17 protein-coding genes and 1 pseudogene are annotated in these 17332 nt (G+C 59.6%); 9 read left to right on the top strand and 9 right to left on the bottom strand.

All coding sequences use genetic code 11. The features are described from left to right. Nucleotides 1-2: 2 nt before the first annotated feature. The gene (gene pdxA / locus HB780_RS31810; protein WP_183692360.1) at nt 3-1028 is read left to right on the top strand and encodes a 4-hydroxythreonine-4-phosphate dehydrogenase PdxA; all 1026 of its coding nucleotides are present in this window, start codon (nt 3-5) and stop codon (nt 1026-1028) included. Further along, a complete protein-coding gene (gene rsmA, locus HB780_RS31805; RefSeq protein ID WP_183692358.1) occupies nt 1028-1855 on the top strand; it encodes a 16S rRNA (adenine(1518)-N(6)/adenine(1519)-N(6))-dimethyltransferase RsmA in 828 nt (275 codons plus the stop codon). Before pdxA ends, rsmA begins: the two co-directional genes overlap by 1 nt. 44 nt (nt 1856-1899) lie before the next feature. On the opposite strand, the gene gmk is transcribed toward rsmA, so the two are convergent. The 7 genes and pseudogenes from gmk to fabD form a co-directional block, all read right to left on the bottom strand. Further along, complete coding sequence (gene gmk / locus HB780_RS31800) at nt 1900-2565, bottom strand: guanylate kinase (RefSeq protein ID WP_183692356.1); 666 nt, start codon at nt 2563-2565, stop codon at nt 1900-1902. 3 nt (nt 2566-2568) lie between these two features. Continuing rightward, the gene (locus HB780_RS31795) at nt 2569-3456 is read right to left on the bottom strand and encodes a YicC/YloC family endoribonuclease (protein WP_183692353.1); all 888 of its coding nucleotides are present in this window, start codon (nt 3454-3456) and stop codon (nt 2569-2571) included. A 110-nt stretch (nt 3457-3566) separates the two neighbouring features. Continuing rightward, the gene (gene mltG, locus HB780_RS31790; protein ID WP_183692351.1) at nt 3567-4784 is read right to left on the bottom strand and encodes an endolytic transglycosylase MltG; all 1218 of its coding nucleotides are present in this window, start codon (nt 4782-4784) and stop codon (nt 3567-3569) included. Nucleotides 4785-5004: 220 nt separating this feature from the next. After that, entirely contained in the window at nt 5005-6267 is a 1263-nt protein-coding gene (fabF, locus tag HB780_RS31785) for a beta-ketoacyl-ACP synthase II (RefSeq protein WP_183692349.1), read from the bottom strand. Between the two features lie 111 nt (nt 6268-6378). Continuing rightward, the gene (locus HB780_RS31780; protein WP_047464729.1) at nt 6379-6615 is read right to left on the bottom strand and encodes an acyl carrier protein; all 237 of its coding nucleotides are present in this window, start codon (nt 6613-6615) and stop codon (nt 6379-6381) included. A 290-nt stretch (nt 6616-6905) separates the two neighbouring features. After that, nucleotides 6906-7644 (bottom strand): annotated as a pseudogene (gene fabG, locus HB780_RS31775) (3-oxoacyl-[acyl-carrier-protein] reductase). A 26-nt stretch (nt 7645-7670) separates the two neighbouring features. Continuing rightward, the gene (fabD, locus tag HB780_RS31770; RefSeq protein ID WP_183692347.1) at nt 7671-8612 is read right to left on the bottom strand and encodes an ACP S-malonyltransferase; all 942 of its coding nucleotides are present in this window, start codon (nt 8610-8612) and stop codon (nt 7671-7673) included. Between the two features lie 195 nt (nt 8613-8807). Between fabD and HB780_RS31765 the strand changes: the two genes are divergently transcribed. From HB780_RS31765 to rplI, 7 genes are all read left to right on the top strand, one after another. Beyond that, nucleotides 8808-9851: an aldo/keto reductase gene (locus HB780_RS31765; RefSeq protein ID WP_183692345.1), complete on the top strand. Its 1044-nt coding sequence runs from the start codon at nt 8808-8810 to the stop codon at nt 9849-9851. A gap of 192 nt (nt 9852-10043) precedes the next feature. Next, nucleotides 10044-10877 (top strand): FkbM family methyltransferase, encoded by an 834-nt coding sequence (locus tag HB780_RS31760; RefSeq protein ID WP_183692343.1) that lies wholly within the window; start codon nt 10044-10046, stop codon nt 10875-10877. A gap of 368 nt (nt 10878-11245) precedes the next feature. Continuing rightward, on the top strand, nt 11246-11662 hold the full coding sequence (locus tag HB780_RS31755; RefSeq protein WP_183692341.1) for a hypothetical protein: 417 nt from the start codon (nt 11246-11248) through the stop codon (nt 11660-11662). 374 nt (nt 11663-12036) lie between these two features. Then, complete coding sequence (gene rpsF / locus HB780_RS31750; protein ID WP_183692340.1) at nt 12037-12489, top strand: 30S ribosomal protein S6; 453 nt, start codon at nt 12037-12039, stop codon at nt 12487-12489. Nucleotides 12490-12503: 14 nt separating this feature from the next. Then, nucleotides 12504-12752, top strand: a complete 249-nt coding sequence (gene rpsR, locus HB780_RS31745) for a 30S ribosomal protein S18 (protein ID WP_047464718.1) — start codon at nt 12504-12506, stop codon at nt 12750-12752. Nucleotides 12753-12915: 163 nt separating this feature from the next. Then, nucleotides 12916-13896, top strand: coding sequence for a DUF2232 domain-containing protein (locus HB780_RS31740; RefSeq protein ID WP_183692338.1), 981 nt, complete (start codon nt 12916-12918; stop codon nt 13894-13896). Nucleotides 13897-13916: 20 nt separating this feature from the next. Beyond that, the gene (gene rplI, locus HB780_RS31735) at nt 13917-14498 is read left to right on the top strand and encodes a 50S ribosomal protein L9 (protein WP_183692336.1); all 582 of its coding nucleotides are present in this window, start codon (nt 13917-13919) and stop codon (nt 14496-14498) included. A gap of 105 nt (nt 14499-14603) precedes the next feature. On the opposite strand, the gene HB780_RS31730 is transcribed toward rplI, so the two are convergent. Together HB780_RS31730 and HB780_RS31725 are read right to left on the bottom strand one after the other, a co-directional pair. Continuing rightward, nucleotides 14604-15668: an HlyD family secretion protein gene (locus HB780_RS31730; RefSeq protein WP_183692334.1), complete on the bottom strand. Its 1065-nt coding sequence runs from the start codon at nt 15666-15668 to the stop codon at nt 14604-14606. A 17-nt stretch (nt 15669-15685) separates the two neighbouring features. Next, nucleotides 15686-17326: an MFS transporter gene (locus HB780_RS31725; protein WP_183692332.1), complete on the bottom strand. Its 1641-nt coding sequence runs from the start codon at nt 17324-17326 to the stop codon at nt 15686-15688. Between the last annotated feature and the right edge of the window lie 6 nt (nt 17327-17332).

Raw genomic sequence — 17332 nt, 5'->3', positions numbered from 1 at the left:
CGATGCCGCAGTACCCTTCCCGCCCCCTCGCGCTGACGCAAGGGGATCCAGCAGGCATCGGACCTGATATTACGCTCGCCGCCTGGCTCCGCCGCGGCGAGCTTGCTTTGCCGCCCTTCCTCTTTCTCGGCGACCCGAATGTTCTTGCGGCGCGGGCGCTGCAATTGAACCTCGATATCCCCCTGCGGGAAGCAGACGCGGCGACTGCCTGCGGCGTCTTCGCCGAGGCCCTGCCGGTGCTGCCGATCGCCGCCGGTGTGACTGTGGTCGCGGGCGAACCGCATGTCGCAACAGCCAAGGGCACTATCGCCGCCATAGAAACGGCGGTCTCGCTCACCATGAACGGCGATACCACGGCCGTCGTCACGAATCCGATCGCCAAGTCGGTTCTCTACGACGCCGGCTTCGGCTTTCCCGGCCATACCGAATTCCTCGCCGATCTGGCGACACGCGCGACAGGCAAGCCGGTGTTGCCGGTGATGCTGCTGGCCGGGCCGAAACTGCGGGCCATACCCGTCACCATCCATATTCCACTGAAGGATGTGCCGCAGGCGCTGACCTTGGATCTCATCGTCGAGACCTGCCGGATCACCGATCACGATCTCAGAACCCGCTTCGGCATCGCCAAGCCGCGGCTGGCGGTCGCCGGCCTTAATCCGCATGCCGGTGAGAACGGCGCGATCGGCAAGGAGGATGAGGAGATCATTCGCCCGGCGATCGAGCTACTGCGCAAGGAAGGCATCGATGCCTTCGGCCCCCTTCCCGCCGACACGATGTTCCATGACGACGCGCGCCGTCGTTATGACGTCGCCATCTGCATGTATCACGATCAGGCTCTGATCCCGGCCAAGGCGCTTGGCTTCGACGATTCCGTCAACGTCACGCTCGGCCTACCCTTCGTGCGCACTTCGCCGGATCATGGCACGGCCTTCGGCATCGCCGGCAAGGGCGTCGCCAAGGAGGATAGCCTTGTGGCCGCCCTCAGGCTGGCAAGCGAGATCGGCTACACAATGGGAAGTAATCACTGATGGCTGCACTCGACGGCCTGCCCCCGCTTCGCGATGTGATCCAGCGCCACGGCCTCGACGCGCGCAAGGCACTTGGCCAGAACTTTCTGCTCGACCTCAACCTGACCCAGAAGGTCGCACGCACCGCCGGATCGCTGGAAGGCGTCACCGTCTTCGAGGTCGGACCCGGCCCAGGCGGTTTGACACGCGCCATCCTGGCGCTCGGAGCCGCCAAGGTCATTGCCGTCGAGCGCGACGCGCGCTGCCTCCCGGCGCTGGCCGAAATTGCCGATCATTATCCCGGCCGGCTGGAGGTCATCGAGGGTGATGCGCTGAAAACGGATTTCGCGGCGATGGTGCCGGAAGGCCGGGTGAAGATCATCGCCAACCTGCCCTATAATGTCGGCACGCAGTTGCTGGTAAACTGGCTGCTGCCGGGCCATTGGCCGCCTTTCTGGGAATCGCTAACGCTGATGTTCCAGAAGGAAGTCGGTCAGCGGATCGTCGCTGACGAGGATGACGATCATTATGGCCGTCTCGGCGTTCTCTGCGGCTGGCGGACGCAGGCGCACATGGCCTTCGACATATCGCCGCAGGCCTTCTCGCCACCGCCGAAGGTAACCTCGACGGTGATGCATCTGACGCCCAGAGAGAACCCGATCCCCTGCTCTGTCGACAAGCTGGAAAAGGTGACGCTGGCGGCCTTCGGTCAGCGGCGCAAGATGCTGCGCCAGAGCCTGAAATCGCTCGGTGGCGAAACGCTGCTACAGAAGGCCGATATCGACCCGCAGAGGCGTGCCGAAACGCTCTCCGTCGACGAGTTCTGCAGGCTGGCGAATTGCCTCTGACCTGAGATCAGAACTTCCGATCGGATCGGAGTTTCCGATCGGGATCAGAGTTTCGGCGTTTCTTCCAAGAGACCGCGTACGAAATCGAACATGCCATGACGACGGTCGCGGCGCAGACGTTCGGCCTTGACGATCGACTGAACGGCATCGAAGGCGGCATTCAGGTCGTCATTGATGATGACGTAGTCATACTCGCGCCAATGGGCGATCTCGGATCGCGAATTGGCAAGCCGTGTGGCAATCACTTCTTCGGAATCCTCGGCACGACGGTGCAGGCGTGATTGCAACTCCGTCATGGTCGGCGGCAGCACGAAGATGGAGACGACATCGGCGGGCATCTTTTCCTGCAACTGCTGCGCGCCCTGCCAGTCGATGTCGAAGAGCATGTCGCGGCCTTCGGCCATCGCCGTTTCCACCGGCTCGCGCGGCGTGCCGTAGAAATTGCCGTGGACCTCGGCCCATTCGAGCAGCGAATCCGAATCACGAAGCCGTTCGAACTCCCGTTGCGAAACGAAGTGATAGTGCACACCGGCGATTTCGCTCGGCCGGCGCTGCCGTGTCGTGACGCTAACCGAAAGACCGACATGCTTGTCGATGTCCAGCAGCGTGCGCGCGATCGTTGATTTGCCTGCCCCCGATGGCGAGGAAATGGCCAGCATCAGCCCCCGGCGGGCAATGGGAATGGATGATGTGGGTGTCGCCGGCGTCATAGCCTACTCCAAATTCTGAACTTGTTCACGGAACTGGTCGATGACCACCTTCAATTCGATACCGGCAGCGGTCACCGCCGCGGAATTCGATTTCGAGCAGATGGTATTCGATTCCCGGTTAAATTCCTGTGCAAGGAAATCAAGCTTGCGTCCGACCGGGCCACCCTTGGCGATGAGGTCGCGCGCGGCCACGACATGCGCCTTCAGCCGGTCGATCTCCTCGCGCAGATCGGCCCTGGTGGCGATCAGCGCGGCCTCGGCATGCAACCGGTCTCGATCGAGGCTGGCAGCGCCGTCCAGGAGCATGGAGACCTGTGTCGCCAGCTTCGCCGCGATCTCCTGCGGCGAGCGCGACGGATCGCGCTCCACGACCGCCGTCAGCGTCTCTATCGTGGCGACGTGACCGAGGAGGATCTGGCCAAGCGCCCGGCCCTCCTGGCTACGCATCTCGCTGAGATCGGCAAGTGCTGCCTCCAGACCCGCCATGATGTCGGCGTCGCGCGCTGCAAGTGCGTCTTCGCTCTCCTCGGCTTCCTTGAATTCCACGATGCCACGGATGCCAAGCAACGTGTCCAGCCGCAGCGGCGCGGGATCGATGATGCCCGCAAGCTGATCGCGCAGCGCCAGCACAGTCGCCAGCGCACCCTGATTGACGACGGCTTCGACCCGGCTTTCGTCGACGGATACGGAAAGACCGACCTGGAGATTGCCGCGCGAAAACCTGTCGGTGATCAGCTTGCGCACATCTGTTTCCAGGCGCTCCAGCCCCGACGGCAGGCGCAGGCGCGCGTCGAGACCCTTGCCGTTGACCGACCGCAGCTCCCATGCCCAGCGAGAGCGCCCGCTCGTTCCTTCACGCCGGGCAAAACCGGTCATGGACTGCAGCACCATGCAAGCCTCCGATGATTCAAATCCTCATCCGCCGAAAATCAGCGCATTGCGGACGAATATAAAGTGAGTCCGCCCGTGCGTCTCATCGAAAGCACGGTGCGGGCCAAGGATCAGTTCGTCTTCTTTTTCTGCTGCGTGCCGGAACCGGTGGTAGCAGCGGCGCCGTCGTCAGGCTGACCATCGACCGCGATCGCGCTCGGGTCCTCGCCCTTCTCCGCAACGAGCTTGCGCCAGCGTTTGACGTTGGCGTTGTGCTCTTCCAGCGTCGCGGCAAAGACGTGTCCGCCAGTGCCGTCAGCGACGAAATAGAGGTCCTGCGTCTTCCAGGGGTTGGCAACGGCTTCCAGCGCGTCCCTGCCCGGATTGGCGATCGGCGTCGGCGGCAAGCCCTTGATGATATAGGTGTTGTAGGCTGTCTCTTTCTTCAGATCCGACTGGAAGATCGGGCGGTCGCTCGGCTTTCCGTCACCGCCGAAGAGACCGTAGATTATGGTCGGGTCGGATTGCAGACGCATGCCCTTGCCAATGCGGTTCAGGAAGACGGAGGCAACATGGGCGCGCTCATCCGCCAGACCGGTTTCCTTTTCGACGATCGAAGCGAGTGTCACGAATTCCTGCTTGTTGGCCAGCGTCAGGTTCGGATCGCGCTTCTGCCAGATCTGATCGACCAGTTTCTCCTGCGCCCCCGCCATCTGCTGGACGATCTCCGTCCGCTTGGTGCCGCGCGTGAATTTATAGGTGTCGGGCCGCAGGCTGCCTTCAGCCGGCAGCGCCGAAGGCAATTCGCCTTCCAGCACCGTGTCGGCCTGCAGCTTGTTGAATATCTGGCGCACCGTCAGCCCTTCCGGCAGGGTGACCGAATAAAGGATCGACTTGCCGGACTTCAGCAGCTCCATGATGTCCTTCATGGAAGCGCCGGCCTTGATCTCATATTCGCCGGACCGCAGGGTCTCGCCTTCATGCAGATTGGTGGCCGTCATATAGCGAAAGATGCGGGCGTCGGAGATGAGATTATTGGCTTCGAGCCGATTGGAGATTTCGGCGAGGCCCGCGCCACTGCGCACGATGAAGTTGCTGTTGGTCGCCAGCGGGCCAGGGCTCTGATAGGCGGAGATGGCGTAATAGGCGCCGATGATCGCGAGAGCGATGACGAATACCACCAGCGTCATCAGAAAGTTCAGGAAGATCACCATCTGGCTGCGGGCTTTGCGGGAACGCTTCGGCGGATCCGGAACACGCTCCGGACGCAGCGCCTCGTTGGCCGATTTCGGGATGATCGGCCCCTTCTGCCCGTTCGGAGTTCCGTTGCTCTGATTCGTATCGCTCACCGGCAATCCCTTCGTTTTGTCATTGCCTGCTGTTTGGCCAAGCAATGCGGCAAAAAGCAGGTTCTGGAAACAAAGCGGAGCCCGGTGGAGCTCCGCTTTCGACCGATCAGACATTACCGCAAACGCATCCGGGATGCGCAAAAGACGCGGTAACATTCAAGGGCGGTGCATAGCTTTGCCGAAAAACACCTCCGCCTTTCGGACTTATATGCGCAGTTTATTATGCCTCATAACGCCGCAGGACAAGTGACGCGTTCGTACCGCCGAACCCGAAGGAATTCGACAATGCGACATTGATCTCCCGTTTGCGGGCCTTATGCGGGACGAGATCGATCGCCGTCTCGCGTTCCGGATTGTCCAGGTTCAGCGTTGGCGGAGCGACGCTGTCGCGAATGGCGAGCACAGAGAAAATCGCCTCAATCGCGCCCGCAGCCCCCAGCAGATGGCCGGTCGCCGACTTGGTCGAGGACATCGAGATCCTGGAAGCGGCATCACCGACCAGACGCTCGACGGAACCGAGCTCGATCGTGTCGGCCATGGTCGAGGTCCCATGCGCGTTGATATAGTCGACGTCAGCCGGCGTCAGGCCGGCGCGCTTCAGAGCCGATGTCATGCAACGGAACGCACCCTCGCCGTCCGCGGACGGTGCAGTGATGTGATACGCATCGCCGGAAAGGCCGTAGCCGACCACTTCGGCGTAGATCTTGGCGCCGCGCGCCTTGGCATGTTCCAGTTCTTCCAGAACGACAATGCCAGCGCCCTCGCCCATGACGAAGCCGTCGCGGTCGCGGTCGTAGGGACGCGAAGCCCTCTGCGGATCGTCATTATAGTCCGTCGACAGTGCCTTGCAGGCGGCGAAACCGGCAAGCGAGATACGGCAGACCGGAGCTTCGGCACCGCCGGCGACCATGACGTCGGCATCACCGAGCATGATCAGGCGAGCCGCGTCGCCGATAGCGTGCGCGCCGGTCGAACAGGCCGTGACGACCGCGTGGTTCGGACCGCGCAGCTTGTGGCGGATCGAGACCTGGCCGGAAACGAGATTGATGAGGCGTCCGGGAATGAAGAAGGGCGAAATGCGGCGTGGGCCCTTGTCGCGCAGCGTATAGCCGGCCTCGACAATGCCTTCCAGGCCGCCGATACCCGAGCCGATCATGACGCCGGTGGCGATCTGGTCTTCATCAGAGGTCGGATGCCAGCCCGCATCGGCCAGCGCCATGTCAGCCGCTGCCATGCCGTAAATGATGAAAGGATCGACCTTGCGCTGTTCCTTGGGTTCCATCCAGTCGTCGGCATTGAAGGTGCCGTCGCTGCCATCACCGACCGGAACGCGGCAAGCAATCTTTGCAGGGAGGTCTTCAACCTCGAATTCCGTCACGAGGCGGGCGCCATTGTGCCCTGCGATCAAGCGCGACCAGGACACCTCCGTGCCGCAGCCCAAAGGTGATACCATGCCGGTACCCGTGATAACGACACGTCTCATCGCCTGCAGACCCCCGTCCTTTTATGCCATGCGTATTAATAGAAATCGCCCGACCCTGCCGGACGAAATAGGGCGGACTCAGAGAGCCCGCCCATCAGAAAGTGCAATTGATTAGGCCTGGGCCTTTTCAATGAACTTTACCGCATCACCGACCGTCAGGATCGAGTCGGCAGCGTCATCGGGAATTTCAACGCCGAATTCTTCTTCGAAGGCCATGACCAGTTCGACGGTGTCGAGCGAGTCAGCGCCCAGGTCGTCGATGAAGCTGGCGCCTTCAACAACCTTGTCGGCGTCAACGCCAAGATGATCAATAACAATTTTCTTTACGCGTTCTGCGGTATCGCTCATGTCGGTTTCCTCGACTTTATGTCCTGATCAGAATGCCGTGTGACATTCCTACCCTGTTCTAAGCCTGCAGCACCCCTATTGGTGCCGTTGGCAAATCTGCTCAACCCCGCCCTGAGATCCGGTCCGGCCGCCTTATACGCGGCGCAGTCCAGCTGCATTTTCGGGGCGACTGTTCACAGTCATGGCCCGCTTAACACGGTTTAAGTCCGTCGCAAAGCCAGAAAATCGCCGGTTCTGCGTTGCTCAACATGCTATTGGAGGGAAAGTTCCTGCCAACAGACTTTTCCATTTCAGATCATCGCCATGCCGCCGTTGACGTGAATCGTCTGGCCGGTGACGTAGCTCGCCTCGGAGGAAGCGAGATAAGCGACGGCAGACGCGACTTCGGCGCCGTTGCCCATGCGCTTCATGGGAATGGCCCCCATGATCGCTTCCTTCTGCTTGTCGTTGAGCTTGCCGGTCATCGCGCTCTCGATAAAGCCGGGAGCGACGCAATTGACCGTCACGTTGCGGGTTGCGATTTCCTGTGCCAGCGACTTGGTGAAGCCGACCATGCCGGCCTTGGCCGCACAGTAGTTGGCCTGGCCAGGATTGCCGACGACGCCGACGACGGAGGTGATGTTGATGATGCGGCCATAGCGGCGGCGCATCATCGGATGCGTCAGTTCCCGGGTCAGGAGGAAGGCGGATGTGAGGTCGACCTCCAGCACGCTGTCCCAGTCCTCGTCGCTCATCCGCACGAAAAGACCGTCCTTGGTGATGCCGGCATTGTTGACGAGGATATCGACGCCGCCGAGCTCCTCTTCCGCCTTGGCGCCAAGCGCCTTGACCTCTTCGCGATTGGACAGGTTGGCCGGAAAGATCTTGACGCGGTCGCCAAGGTCGGCAGCCAGCGCCTCAAGCTTTTCGACGCGGGTGCCGTGCAGGCCGACGATGGCGCCCTGCTTGTGCAGCAGCCTTGCGATTTCTTCGCCGATACCACCCGAAGCACCGGTTACCAGGGGCCTTGCGGCCGGTCAAATCAAGCATGTGGTGTTCCTCGTTCCGTAATATTCTTAAAGCAGGCTTGTCAGCGCGGTATCGATATCGGCGGCCGAATTCACCGCGATGCCGTTCACCGATTTGTCGATGCGCCGTGCAAGTCCCGTCAGCACCTTGCCGGCGCCGATCTCATACAATGTTGTCACGTTATGGGCAGCGAACCATTCCACCGTCTCGCGCCAGCGCACCTGACCCGTGACCTGCTCCACCAGCAGGTTGGCGATTTCGCCAGCATCCGTGACCGGAGCAGCGCGAACGTTGGCGATGAGCGGCACGACGGGACTGGATTTCGCGACGTCGGCGAGTGCCGCGCGCATCGCCTCGGCTGCTGGCGCCATCAGCGAGGAATGGAAGGGTGCGGAGACCGGCAGCAGGATAGCGCGCTTGGCACCCTTGGCGGTCGCCAGCTCGGCGGCCTTCTCTACCGGGGCCTTTTCACCGGAAATAACGATCTGGCCGCCGCCATTGTCATTGGCGATCTGGCAGGCGCCAAGGACCGACGCCTCCGCGCAGACCGCGACGACATCAGCATGTTCCAGGCCGATGATCGCCGCCATGGCGCCGACGCCGACCGGAACCGCCGCCTGCATGGCATTGCCACGGATGCGCAGCAACCGCGCCGTATCGGCAAGCGAGAACGTGCCGGCGGCACACAGTGCCGAATATTCGCCGAGCGAATGGCCCGCGACGTAAGCGACCTTGCTTTTCAGATCGAGGCCGCGCGACTGAAGAACGCGGATGACGGCAATCGACACCGCCATCAGCGCCGGCTGGGCATTGGCCGTCAGCGTCAGCTTGTCCTCTGGACCATTGAAGATGACGTCGGACAGCTTTTCACCGAGCGCTTCATCAACTTCCTCGAAGACGGCGCGCGCTTCGGCGAAATTGTCTGCGAGATCCTTGCCCATGCCGACAGTTTGGCTGCCCTGGCCGGGAAATGTGAAAGCTACAGTCATTATATTAGGCTTCCTATGGCGTCGTTTCGTTCCCAAATGACATTGTTTGCGGTGGAGTCAATAGCGCGAGCCCCATAGCCGACGGCTTTTGCGTCTGCGAAATGTGCCAATTTTCCTCTTGCGCTTGCTCAATTCGAGCCTAAATTCGCTCGACCTTCCCCTTAGAGACGCTCCCGTTATCCGCAAGGTTTTCCCATGAAGTATAAGAATTTAGGCCGCACCGATATTTCCGTTTCACAGATCTGCCTGGGCACGATGACCTGGGGCACGCAGAACAGCGAAGCCGAGGCGCACGAACAGATGGATTACGCCCTAACCAAGGGCGTCAATTTCTTCGATACCGCCGAAATGTACCCGACGACGCCCGTCGGCGCGGAGACTCAAGGCCGCACCGAAGAATACATTGGCACCTGGTTCGAAAAGACCGGCAGGCGCAAGGACGTCGTGCTTGCCACCAAGGTCGCCGGCCCCGGCCGCGACTATCTGCGCAGCGGCCAGGGCGCCGATGCCGCCAATATCCGCGCAGCGATAGACAGCAGCCTTAAGCGGTTGAAGACCGACTATATCGACCTTTACCAGGTGCATTGGCCGAACCGCGGCCACTTCCACTTCCGCCAGAACTGGCACTATAACCCTTTCACTCAGGACCGTGAGAAGGTGGTCGCCAATATCACCGATATCCTGGAGACGATGGGTGAACTGGTGAAGGCCGGCAAGATCCGCGCCCTCGGCCTTTCCAACGAGACGACCTGGGGCATCCAGAAGTACCTGACGATCGCCGAGCAGAAGAACCTGCCGCGTGTCGTCTCGACGCAGAACGAATACAATCTGCTCTACCGGCACTTCGATCTCGATCTCGCCGAGTTGTCGCACCATGAAGATGTCGGCCTGCTCTCCTATTCGCCGCTGGCCGGCGGTATCCTCACCGGCAAATATGTCGGCGGCGCCCGCCCGGCCGGCTCGCGCGGCTCCATCAACCCCGACATAGGCGGCCGCCTGCAGCCACTGCAGGAACCAGCGGTCAAGGCCTATCTCGAAATCGCCGCCAAGCACAATCTCGATCCGTCCAAGCTGGCGATCGCCTATTGCCTCACCAAGCCCTTCATGACCTCCGTCATCATCGGCGCGACGTCGATCGGCCAGCTTGAGACCGATATCGGCGCGGCCCATGTGACGCTGTCGGAAGAGGTATTGGCGGAGATCGAAAAGGTACACCGGGTGTATCCGCTGCCGATGTAACCTCCAGGAAAAGGCGCCTTGCCCGTTTTCGGGCGAGGCGCAACGACGGCCTTGGACGACAGTTGCCTGCCTGATTTTGTACCGCGCACGTTATGAGAGCTGCTCGCACCATGATTGTCGCGCGTAAGTATTGATCGATACGGAAAGTTACTTTAGTCTGATCTGACTTATAATCTCATCTGGATAGTCAGAATGTTCGATGTAAGAAAACTTACTTTTTCCAGCATGGCAGCTATTTTCGATAGATTTCACAGCAATAAATCTATGCAGAAGATGATATTCAATGCCATTCGTCTGAACCGGCCCCAGATATCAGATGTCATCTTGAATGAAGATGTCAGATTTATTAGTTATTGCTTATCAAGACGAGACCGCTCCAAAGCCCAGATCATGCAGGATTTATGGGTCTGTTTTGAACTGTCGGAAAAGAGAAACGGGTTTTTCGTGGAATTCGGTTCAACCAATGGACTGAAAAACAGCAATACTTGGCTGCTCGAAAAGAAGTTCGACTGGAACGGCATCCTGGCCGAACCCAATCCAATCTGGCACGCGGATCTGGCCACCAACAGAACGGCCTTTATCGAACACAAATGCGTCTCTTCAAAATCCAATGAGATTGTCACGTTTATCGCGACCGATGAATCCGATCCCGAGCTGAGCGCGATCGCCGATTTTTCCACGGGCGATCACTTCTCGGACGTTCGCAGCCAGGGAAAGCATATTCAGGTGGAAACCATATCCCTGGACGATCTGCTTGAAAAATATCAGGCACCGGCCGTTGTCGATTATCTCTCGATCGATACCGAGGGCAGCGAGCTGGACATATTGTCCGCCTACAGCTTCGACCGCCAATTCGATCTCATATCTGTGGAGAACAATACGAAGACGGAGGGCGCGATACAAAAGCTACTGGAGAGCAAGGGATACAAAAGAGTGTTCGAGCAGTTCTCCCAGTGGGATGGCTGGTATGTCTCCAACAGGCTTCGGGACGGAAAGAAGATCGAAATAGCGGCTCCGTCATCTTGATGGCGCTGATGGATCGCAGGTGAAAGCCTGCTTCTCTGCCTCCGATGCGTAAGTTTTTTGCGCCATAGCGTTTCTCTGTCATCGGCATTCTCTCAGTGACACTCGTCACCCGATGCAGGACCATTTCCGCCGCCAACTATCAATTTCATAGTTATTTTATCGGCAGCGATCTATATATTCAAGATATTATATCTAAAAGATTCGCAAAATATATTGTATGAAAGATAGGTTTTCTTACAATTTACATCACACCAAAGAAAATACCTCGATATCTATTATTACCGGCTAGACCATTCGCAGCTTTAAACCTTCGTTATATTGAAGCTGATATTTGACCGGAACACACCCCAAACAGAGAGGTTCTGGGAATGCGTCGCCTCCAACATGCAATCTGGGCAATCACCTTCAGCGCGGCCACGGCTATCTCATCTATCGCGTGGGCTGACGGCTTCGCAAACATTATTATCTCCTCAACCAAGGACGCGGAGACATCCGAAGACACTTTCGCCCCTGATACCGCCAAAATATTCGTAGCGGCGGACCTGACGGATGACGTCAAATCGGGCTCGACAATCACCGTGTCCTGGATAGCGGTAGACACTGCCGGAGCGGCTCCGCCGAATTACAAGATCGACGAAGTAAGCTTCGATATCAAAGCAAATGAAAATCAGGTCAATTCGTCGATCACAAAGCCGAACACGGACTGGCCCGTCGGCACTTACAACATCATATTCTCGGTCGATGGCAAGCCGATGGAGACCGCAGACTTCTCCATAGAAGAATAACTCCTCGACCTGGCCAGCGGCTTTGCACCTGGCCAGGTCGACAGAATTGCAGTATCGCCGAAAAGCTCGAGCGGACTTCAATTGGCGACACGTTCGAGCGCACAACCCAATTTCGCCCCTCCCCTTGCCTTTCTTGCAAAAATCCGTATAAGCCGCCCTGTTCGCAACCCGGTCTTCTGGCTGGTGGCTGAACGGAGGGCCGGTTTTCTTTTGGGAAAATCGTCGGAACGGAAGCGTTCCAGCCTCCCGTGTCTCCGCTCTCGACCGTCTCGGAAACGCTTTTCTTGCTTGGGGTTACCCCTACTCAGGAGCAGTCGTTGAGGCTTAGCCGCTAGAGCCCGGGTTCAGATCAACGCAAGAAAGGCGAAGCTATCATGGCTCTTTATGAACATGTATTCCTTGCCCGACAGGATATTTCCGCACAGCAGGTCGATGCCCTCGTAGAACAGTACAAGGGTGTTATCGAAGCTAACGGCGGTAAAGTCGGGCGTATCGAGAACTGGGGCCTCAAGTCCCTTACCTATCGCATCAACAAGAACCGCAAGGCTCACTACGCCCTGATGGACATTGATGCACCTCCGGCTGCCGTCCAGGAAATGGAACGTCAGATGCGCATCAGCGAAGACGTCCTGCGTTACATGACGATCGCTGTTGAAAAGCACGAAGAAGGTCCGTCTGCCATGATGCAGAAGCGCGACCGTGACGATCGTCCGCGCCGCGATGGCGACCGTCCGGAGCGCAGCTTCGGTGACCGTGATCGTGGTCCGCGCCCGGATCGTGGTGATCGCGAAGACCGTCCGCGCCGTCCGCGCGAAGACCGCGTATAAGGAGATTTTGAACAATGTCTGAAGTTTCCTCCGCACCGGTCCGCCGTCCGTTCCATCGCCGCCGCAAGACCTGCCCGTTCTCGGGTGCCAATGCGCCGCGTATCGATTACAAGGACGTTCGTCTCCTGCAGCGCTACATTTCCGAGCGTGGCAAGATCGTTCCTTCCCGCATCACGGCCGTTTCCCAGAAGAAGCAGCGCGAACTCGCCCAGGCGATCAAGCGCGCTCGTTTCCTCGGCCTGCTGCCCTACGTCCTCTCTTAATCAGAGCTGACGCTACATGATTTGAGGGAAGGCATTCGTGCCTTCCCTTCTCCCTTTCGCGGTGGGCGCGGATCGGAACTTTAAACCCCATGTTGGGGACGGCTTTCAGAACCGAGTTTCGAAAGCATCCTCTAACTGCTCGATTATGAAGCAGGACAGCGACTTGAAAAATTTGAACGCCAAAGTGCTGGCCATCGGCGCCCTTGCCGGTTTTACCGCTGCCCTACTTGTGTATGGCGCGACAGTACAGCCGTTGCTGTTCATCCTGTTTGGCGCGCTCTCCGCCCTCCCCATTCTCATTGTCGGCCTTGGCTGGGGCAACGTTGCCGTCATCACCGCCGTTGTCGCGGCGGGCATCGTCGGCGCTGTCGGCCAATCGCCGTCCTTCGGGCTTTTCGCTATGGTCCTGGCGCTGGTGCCGGCCTGGCTCAGCCATCTTGCCAATCTCGCACGCCCAGCCTCCGAACTCGGCGGCCCCGAGCACCTGACGGCCTGGTATCCGCTCTCGGACATCATGCTGCATCTCTGCGGCCTCGCGGCGGTTGTCATCGTCATTGCCGGCGCGGTCATGGGCTATAGCGCCGATCTCGTCGGCCAGGTGGTGGATGTCTATACCAGCGTTGTGAACCAGCAGCAGCCGGAGCTTCAGCTCAACGCTGACGTAATCGCGAAGACGAAGTCACTGATGCTCTACGCCATTCCCCTCGTCTGGGGCATGATCTGGGTTATGATGCTGCTGGCCGCCTATTATATGGCCATCCGCATCGTCTCGACCTCCGGCCGCAACCTGCGCCCGCGCGAGGACATTCCCTCTGCACTGCGCATGAACCGCAACGCGATCTTCGTCTTTCTCGCGGCGGTCGTCGCCATGTTCTTCGGCGGTATCCCCGCCTTGGTCGGCGCCGTCCTGCTCGGTGCCTTTGGCGCCGGTTTCATCGTTTCCGGCTTCGCGTCGCTGCATTATCACACGCGTGGCAAGGATTGGCGCATACCCGTGCTGATCCTCACCTACCTGACGTCGCTGATGCTGACGGTGCCGCTCTTCATCATCCTTGTCCTCGGGCTCTACGATACGCGCAAGGCGATCGCGCTCACCCCGAACAAGAATGCCGAAATACCCAAACAACCAGACACGAAAATCTGATATCTGAAAGGAACACTAAAATGGACGTCATTCTCCTGGAGCGTATCTCCAAGCTCGGCCAGATGGGCGAAGTAGTCAAGGTTCGCGACGGCTTTGCCCGTAACTACCTGCTGCCGCTCGGCAAGGCCCTGCGCGCTAACGCTGCCAACAAGACCCGTTTCGAAGCTGAGCGCGCAACGCTCGAAGCTCGTAACCTCGAGCGCAAGAGCGAAGCCCAGAAGGTTGCCGACGTTCTCGGCGGCAAGACCTTCATCGTCGTTCGCTCGGCTGGCGAAACCGGCCAGCTCTATGGTTCGGTCGCAGCTCGTGACGTCGTTGAAATCCTCGCTGCCGAAGGCTTCAGCATTGGCCGCAGCCAGGTTCACATGAACACGCCGATCAAGGCAATTGGCCTGCACGCCGTTGCCATCGGGCTTCACGCCGAAGTCGAAATCACCGTCCAGCTTAACGTCGCCCGTTCCGCTGAAGAAGCCGAACGTCAGACCAAGGGCGAAACCCTTACCTCCGCTGACGCCATCTACGGCATCGACGAAGACGCCCTGCGTCCGGAAGACTTCTTCGATCCGGAAGCCGACGGCAACGCCGAAGACGACGACGCATAATTTCCAGCCCATCGCTGGATATCAGAAAGCCCGGATCTCGCGATCCGGGCTTTTCTTCTTTACGGCTATCGAAGCCCGGCTAAACGTATGTTTCCCGGAATCGCTTCAGTCGTCGTTGACGCCCACTTCCGGCTGGGAGTCCTTGTCAATCGAGACAACAACCGACATGCCGGGCGCCAGACCATCCACCAGCGGTTGATCCTTGTCGATCTTGATCCTGACGCCGATGCGCTGCGCGACCTTGGTGAAATTGCCGGTCGCGTTATCAGGCCTGATGACAGCGAATTCCGAGCCCGCCGCCGGCGAGAAACGCTGGATATGGCCCTTGAGCCGGCGATGACCGAGCGCATCGACGGAGATCGTCGCGGGCTGATCAATTTTCATTCCGTCGAGCTGGGTTTCCTTGAAATTGGCGATCACCCAGATATCCCTGGGCACGAGACCCATCAGCTGTGTTCCAGCGGTCACATATTGGCCGAGGCGCACGCCGACTTCTCCGACGCGACCATCCTGCGGGGCAACAATAGTCGCGTTCTGAAGATCGATCTCGGCGAGCTGCACGGCCGCTTGCGCGCCGCTAACGCCGGCTTCGAGCGAGGCGCGATTGACGATGATCGTCGTGAGATTCTGCTGCGATACGTCAATGCCCGCCTTCGCCTGGTTCACGGCCGCCTGCGCCTGTTGCAGCGTCGCCTGCGCCTGCTCGGAATCGCTGGTGGTGGACACGCCCTTGGCAACCAGCGTCGTCACGCGCTCCCAGGCGAGCTGCGCGCGCTTAAGCCCGGCGGTGGCGCTGTCGATCTGCGCCTGGCTGGAGGCGATGCCGGCCTTGGCGGCCTGCTCCTGCTGCTGGGAGTTTGCAAGCGCCGCCTTCTGGCCATCCAGCGTGGCACGCGCCTGCGCTACCTTTTGCTGATAGATGCGATCGTCGATCCTGGTCAGTACGTCGCCCTGCTTGACGAGCTTGTAGTCCTTGATCGGCACATCGGTGATATAACCGCTGACCTGCGGGCTGATCGTCGTGACATAGCCTTTGACATAGGCGTCGTCTGTCGTCTCGACCGAGCTTTTGAAGGGTGGCAAATGCCAAGCATAAAGTATGAGCATGACGCCGCCGACACCGGCGAGAACGGCAATAACTTCGATGGGGGAGCGAACGAGCCTCGACATGGCGCTATTTCATATCCTCAGGGGTTGGATGCCACGGTCTGCGGCCGATCGTCGGCAAGCCGTGCCTTGATAAAGCGATAGAACACATGCAGCGAAAGTCCGGCGAGTGATACGACAGCGATTACGCCTGCAACCAGAAAAGCATCGGCATAGGCGAGCGTATTGGCCTCGCGGCTGACCTGCGCGCCGAGCAGCGCCAATCCCTCGCCCTTCAGCAGCGCGCTGTCGCCGATCACCTTGCCGTAGGACGATGAAAGCTGGCTGACACGCTGGGCAACATGCGGATCCGTCAGCAGCACGCGCTCGGTCAGCACGGCGGAATGAAATTTTTCACGGATGATGATCAGCGTGCCGTAGAAGGCCGAGGCGATCAGGCCGCCGATGCTCTGCGTGAAGGTGAAGACCACGAAGAAGGTCACCAGATAAGGCGGACCTTTGGAAAAAGCCGCCTTGAAGCCCTCAGACATGGAAGGCGGCAGGAAAAGCGCCGCGCCGGCCGCTACCAGTGCCTGGCTGAGATACATCTGTTCGGGCCTGGTCAAGGTGGTGACCTGCGCATCCATGAAGGCGCCCGCCGCCATCATGATGAGTGCAGCAAACTGGATCTGCCAGCTGAGCCCATAGCTCATCAGCACCGTGCAGACGAGGCCGCCGACAATCGAGAAAACCAGGATGATCCAATAGAGCATTGAGAGCTGGTCATAGAGAAGGCCAACCGCACTCTGATAGAACGTCATGACGACCGCGCTCTGTTCGCCGACGATGATGCGGAAGACCAGAAGGATGCCGGTCAGATGCAGGATCGCCGGGCTGAGCAGCCAGCGGATGTCGATCAGTGGCGTCGGCCTGCGCAGTTCGATGACGGCGGCAAGCGTCAGGGTAGTGATACTGATCGCCGACAGCACTCCGAGCCAAGGCACTTCCAGCCACCAGTAGAGCCGCCCGACGGAGAGAACGACGGCCAGACAGCCGAAGCCGATCGCGACCAGCAGATAGCTGATGATGTCCCCGAAGACGATGACCTTCACGCGCGGCGGCGGCGTCAGCGGCAGCAGATAGATGATCGGCATCACCAGCAACGCCAACGCCATCTCCAGCGTATAAAGCCCGCGCCATTCGCCGTAGTCGAGCAGCGATGGCGAGACGAGGCGGGTGATGGGTGCGGCCAGCAGCGTATTCATCATCGCCAGGCTGACGCCGATCGTCATCTTCCTGGCCGGCTCGAAGGCTTCCAGCATATAGAGAAAGCCGAGCGTCGAGAGGGGGGCTGCGGCAATGCCGCTCAGGAAGCGAACAACGACGGCCGATTGCAGGTCGGAGACGAAGAGATTGAGCAGCGAGGCGGCGACGAAGCCGATAATGCTGACCTCGGCGAAATTGCGCACGCCATACTGCATGCGGATCTTCACCAGCGCGATGGCGAGACTGACGTTCGGCGCCATATAGGCGGCCGATAGCCACACCGACTCGGTGGTTGTCGCGGCGATCGAGCCCTGGATCTGGGTGAGGTTGGCCAAGGCGAGATTGAGACCGAGGCCCTGCGTCAAGAAGAACATCACAGACGCCAGGATATATAGCAGCATTTTCCAGCCGGGCATGGGCAGTTGAGCAGCTGCAGTGGCGTTCACATTCGCGATCGGGCCCGGCTTACCGCTCATAAGCTA

Source organism: Rhizobium lusitanum, from assembly GCF_014189535.1.
Lineage (GTDB): Bacteria > Pseudomonadota > Alphaproteobacteria > Rhizobiales > Rhizobiaceae > Rhizobium > Rhizobium lusitanum_C.
Note: the sequence above shows the minus strand (reverse complement) of the source record. Positions and strands in the feature narration are given on the sequence as shown.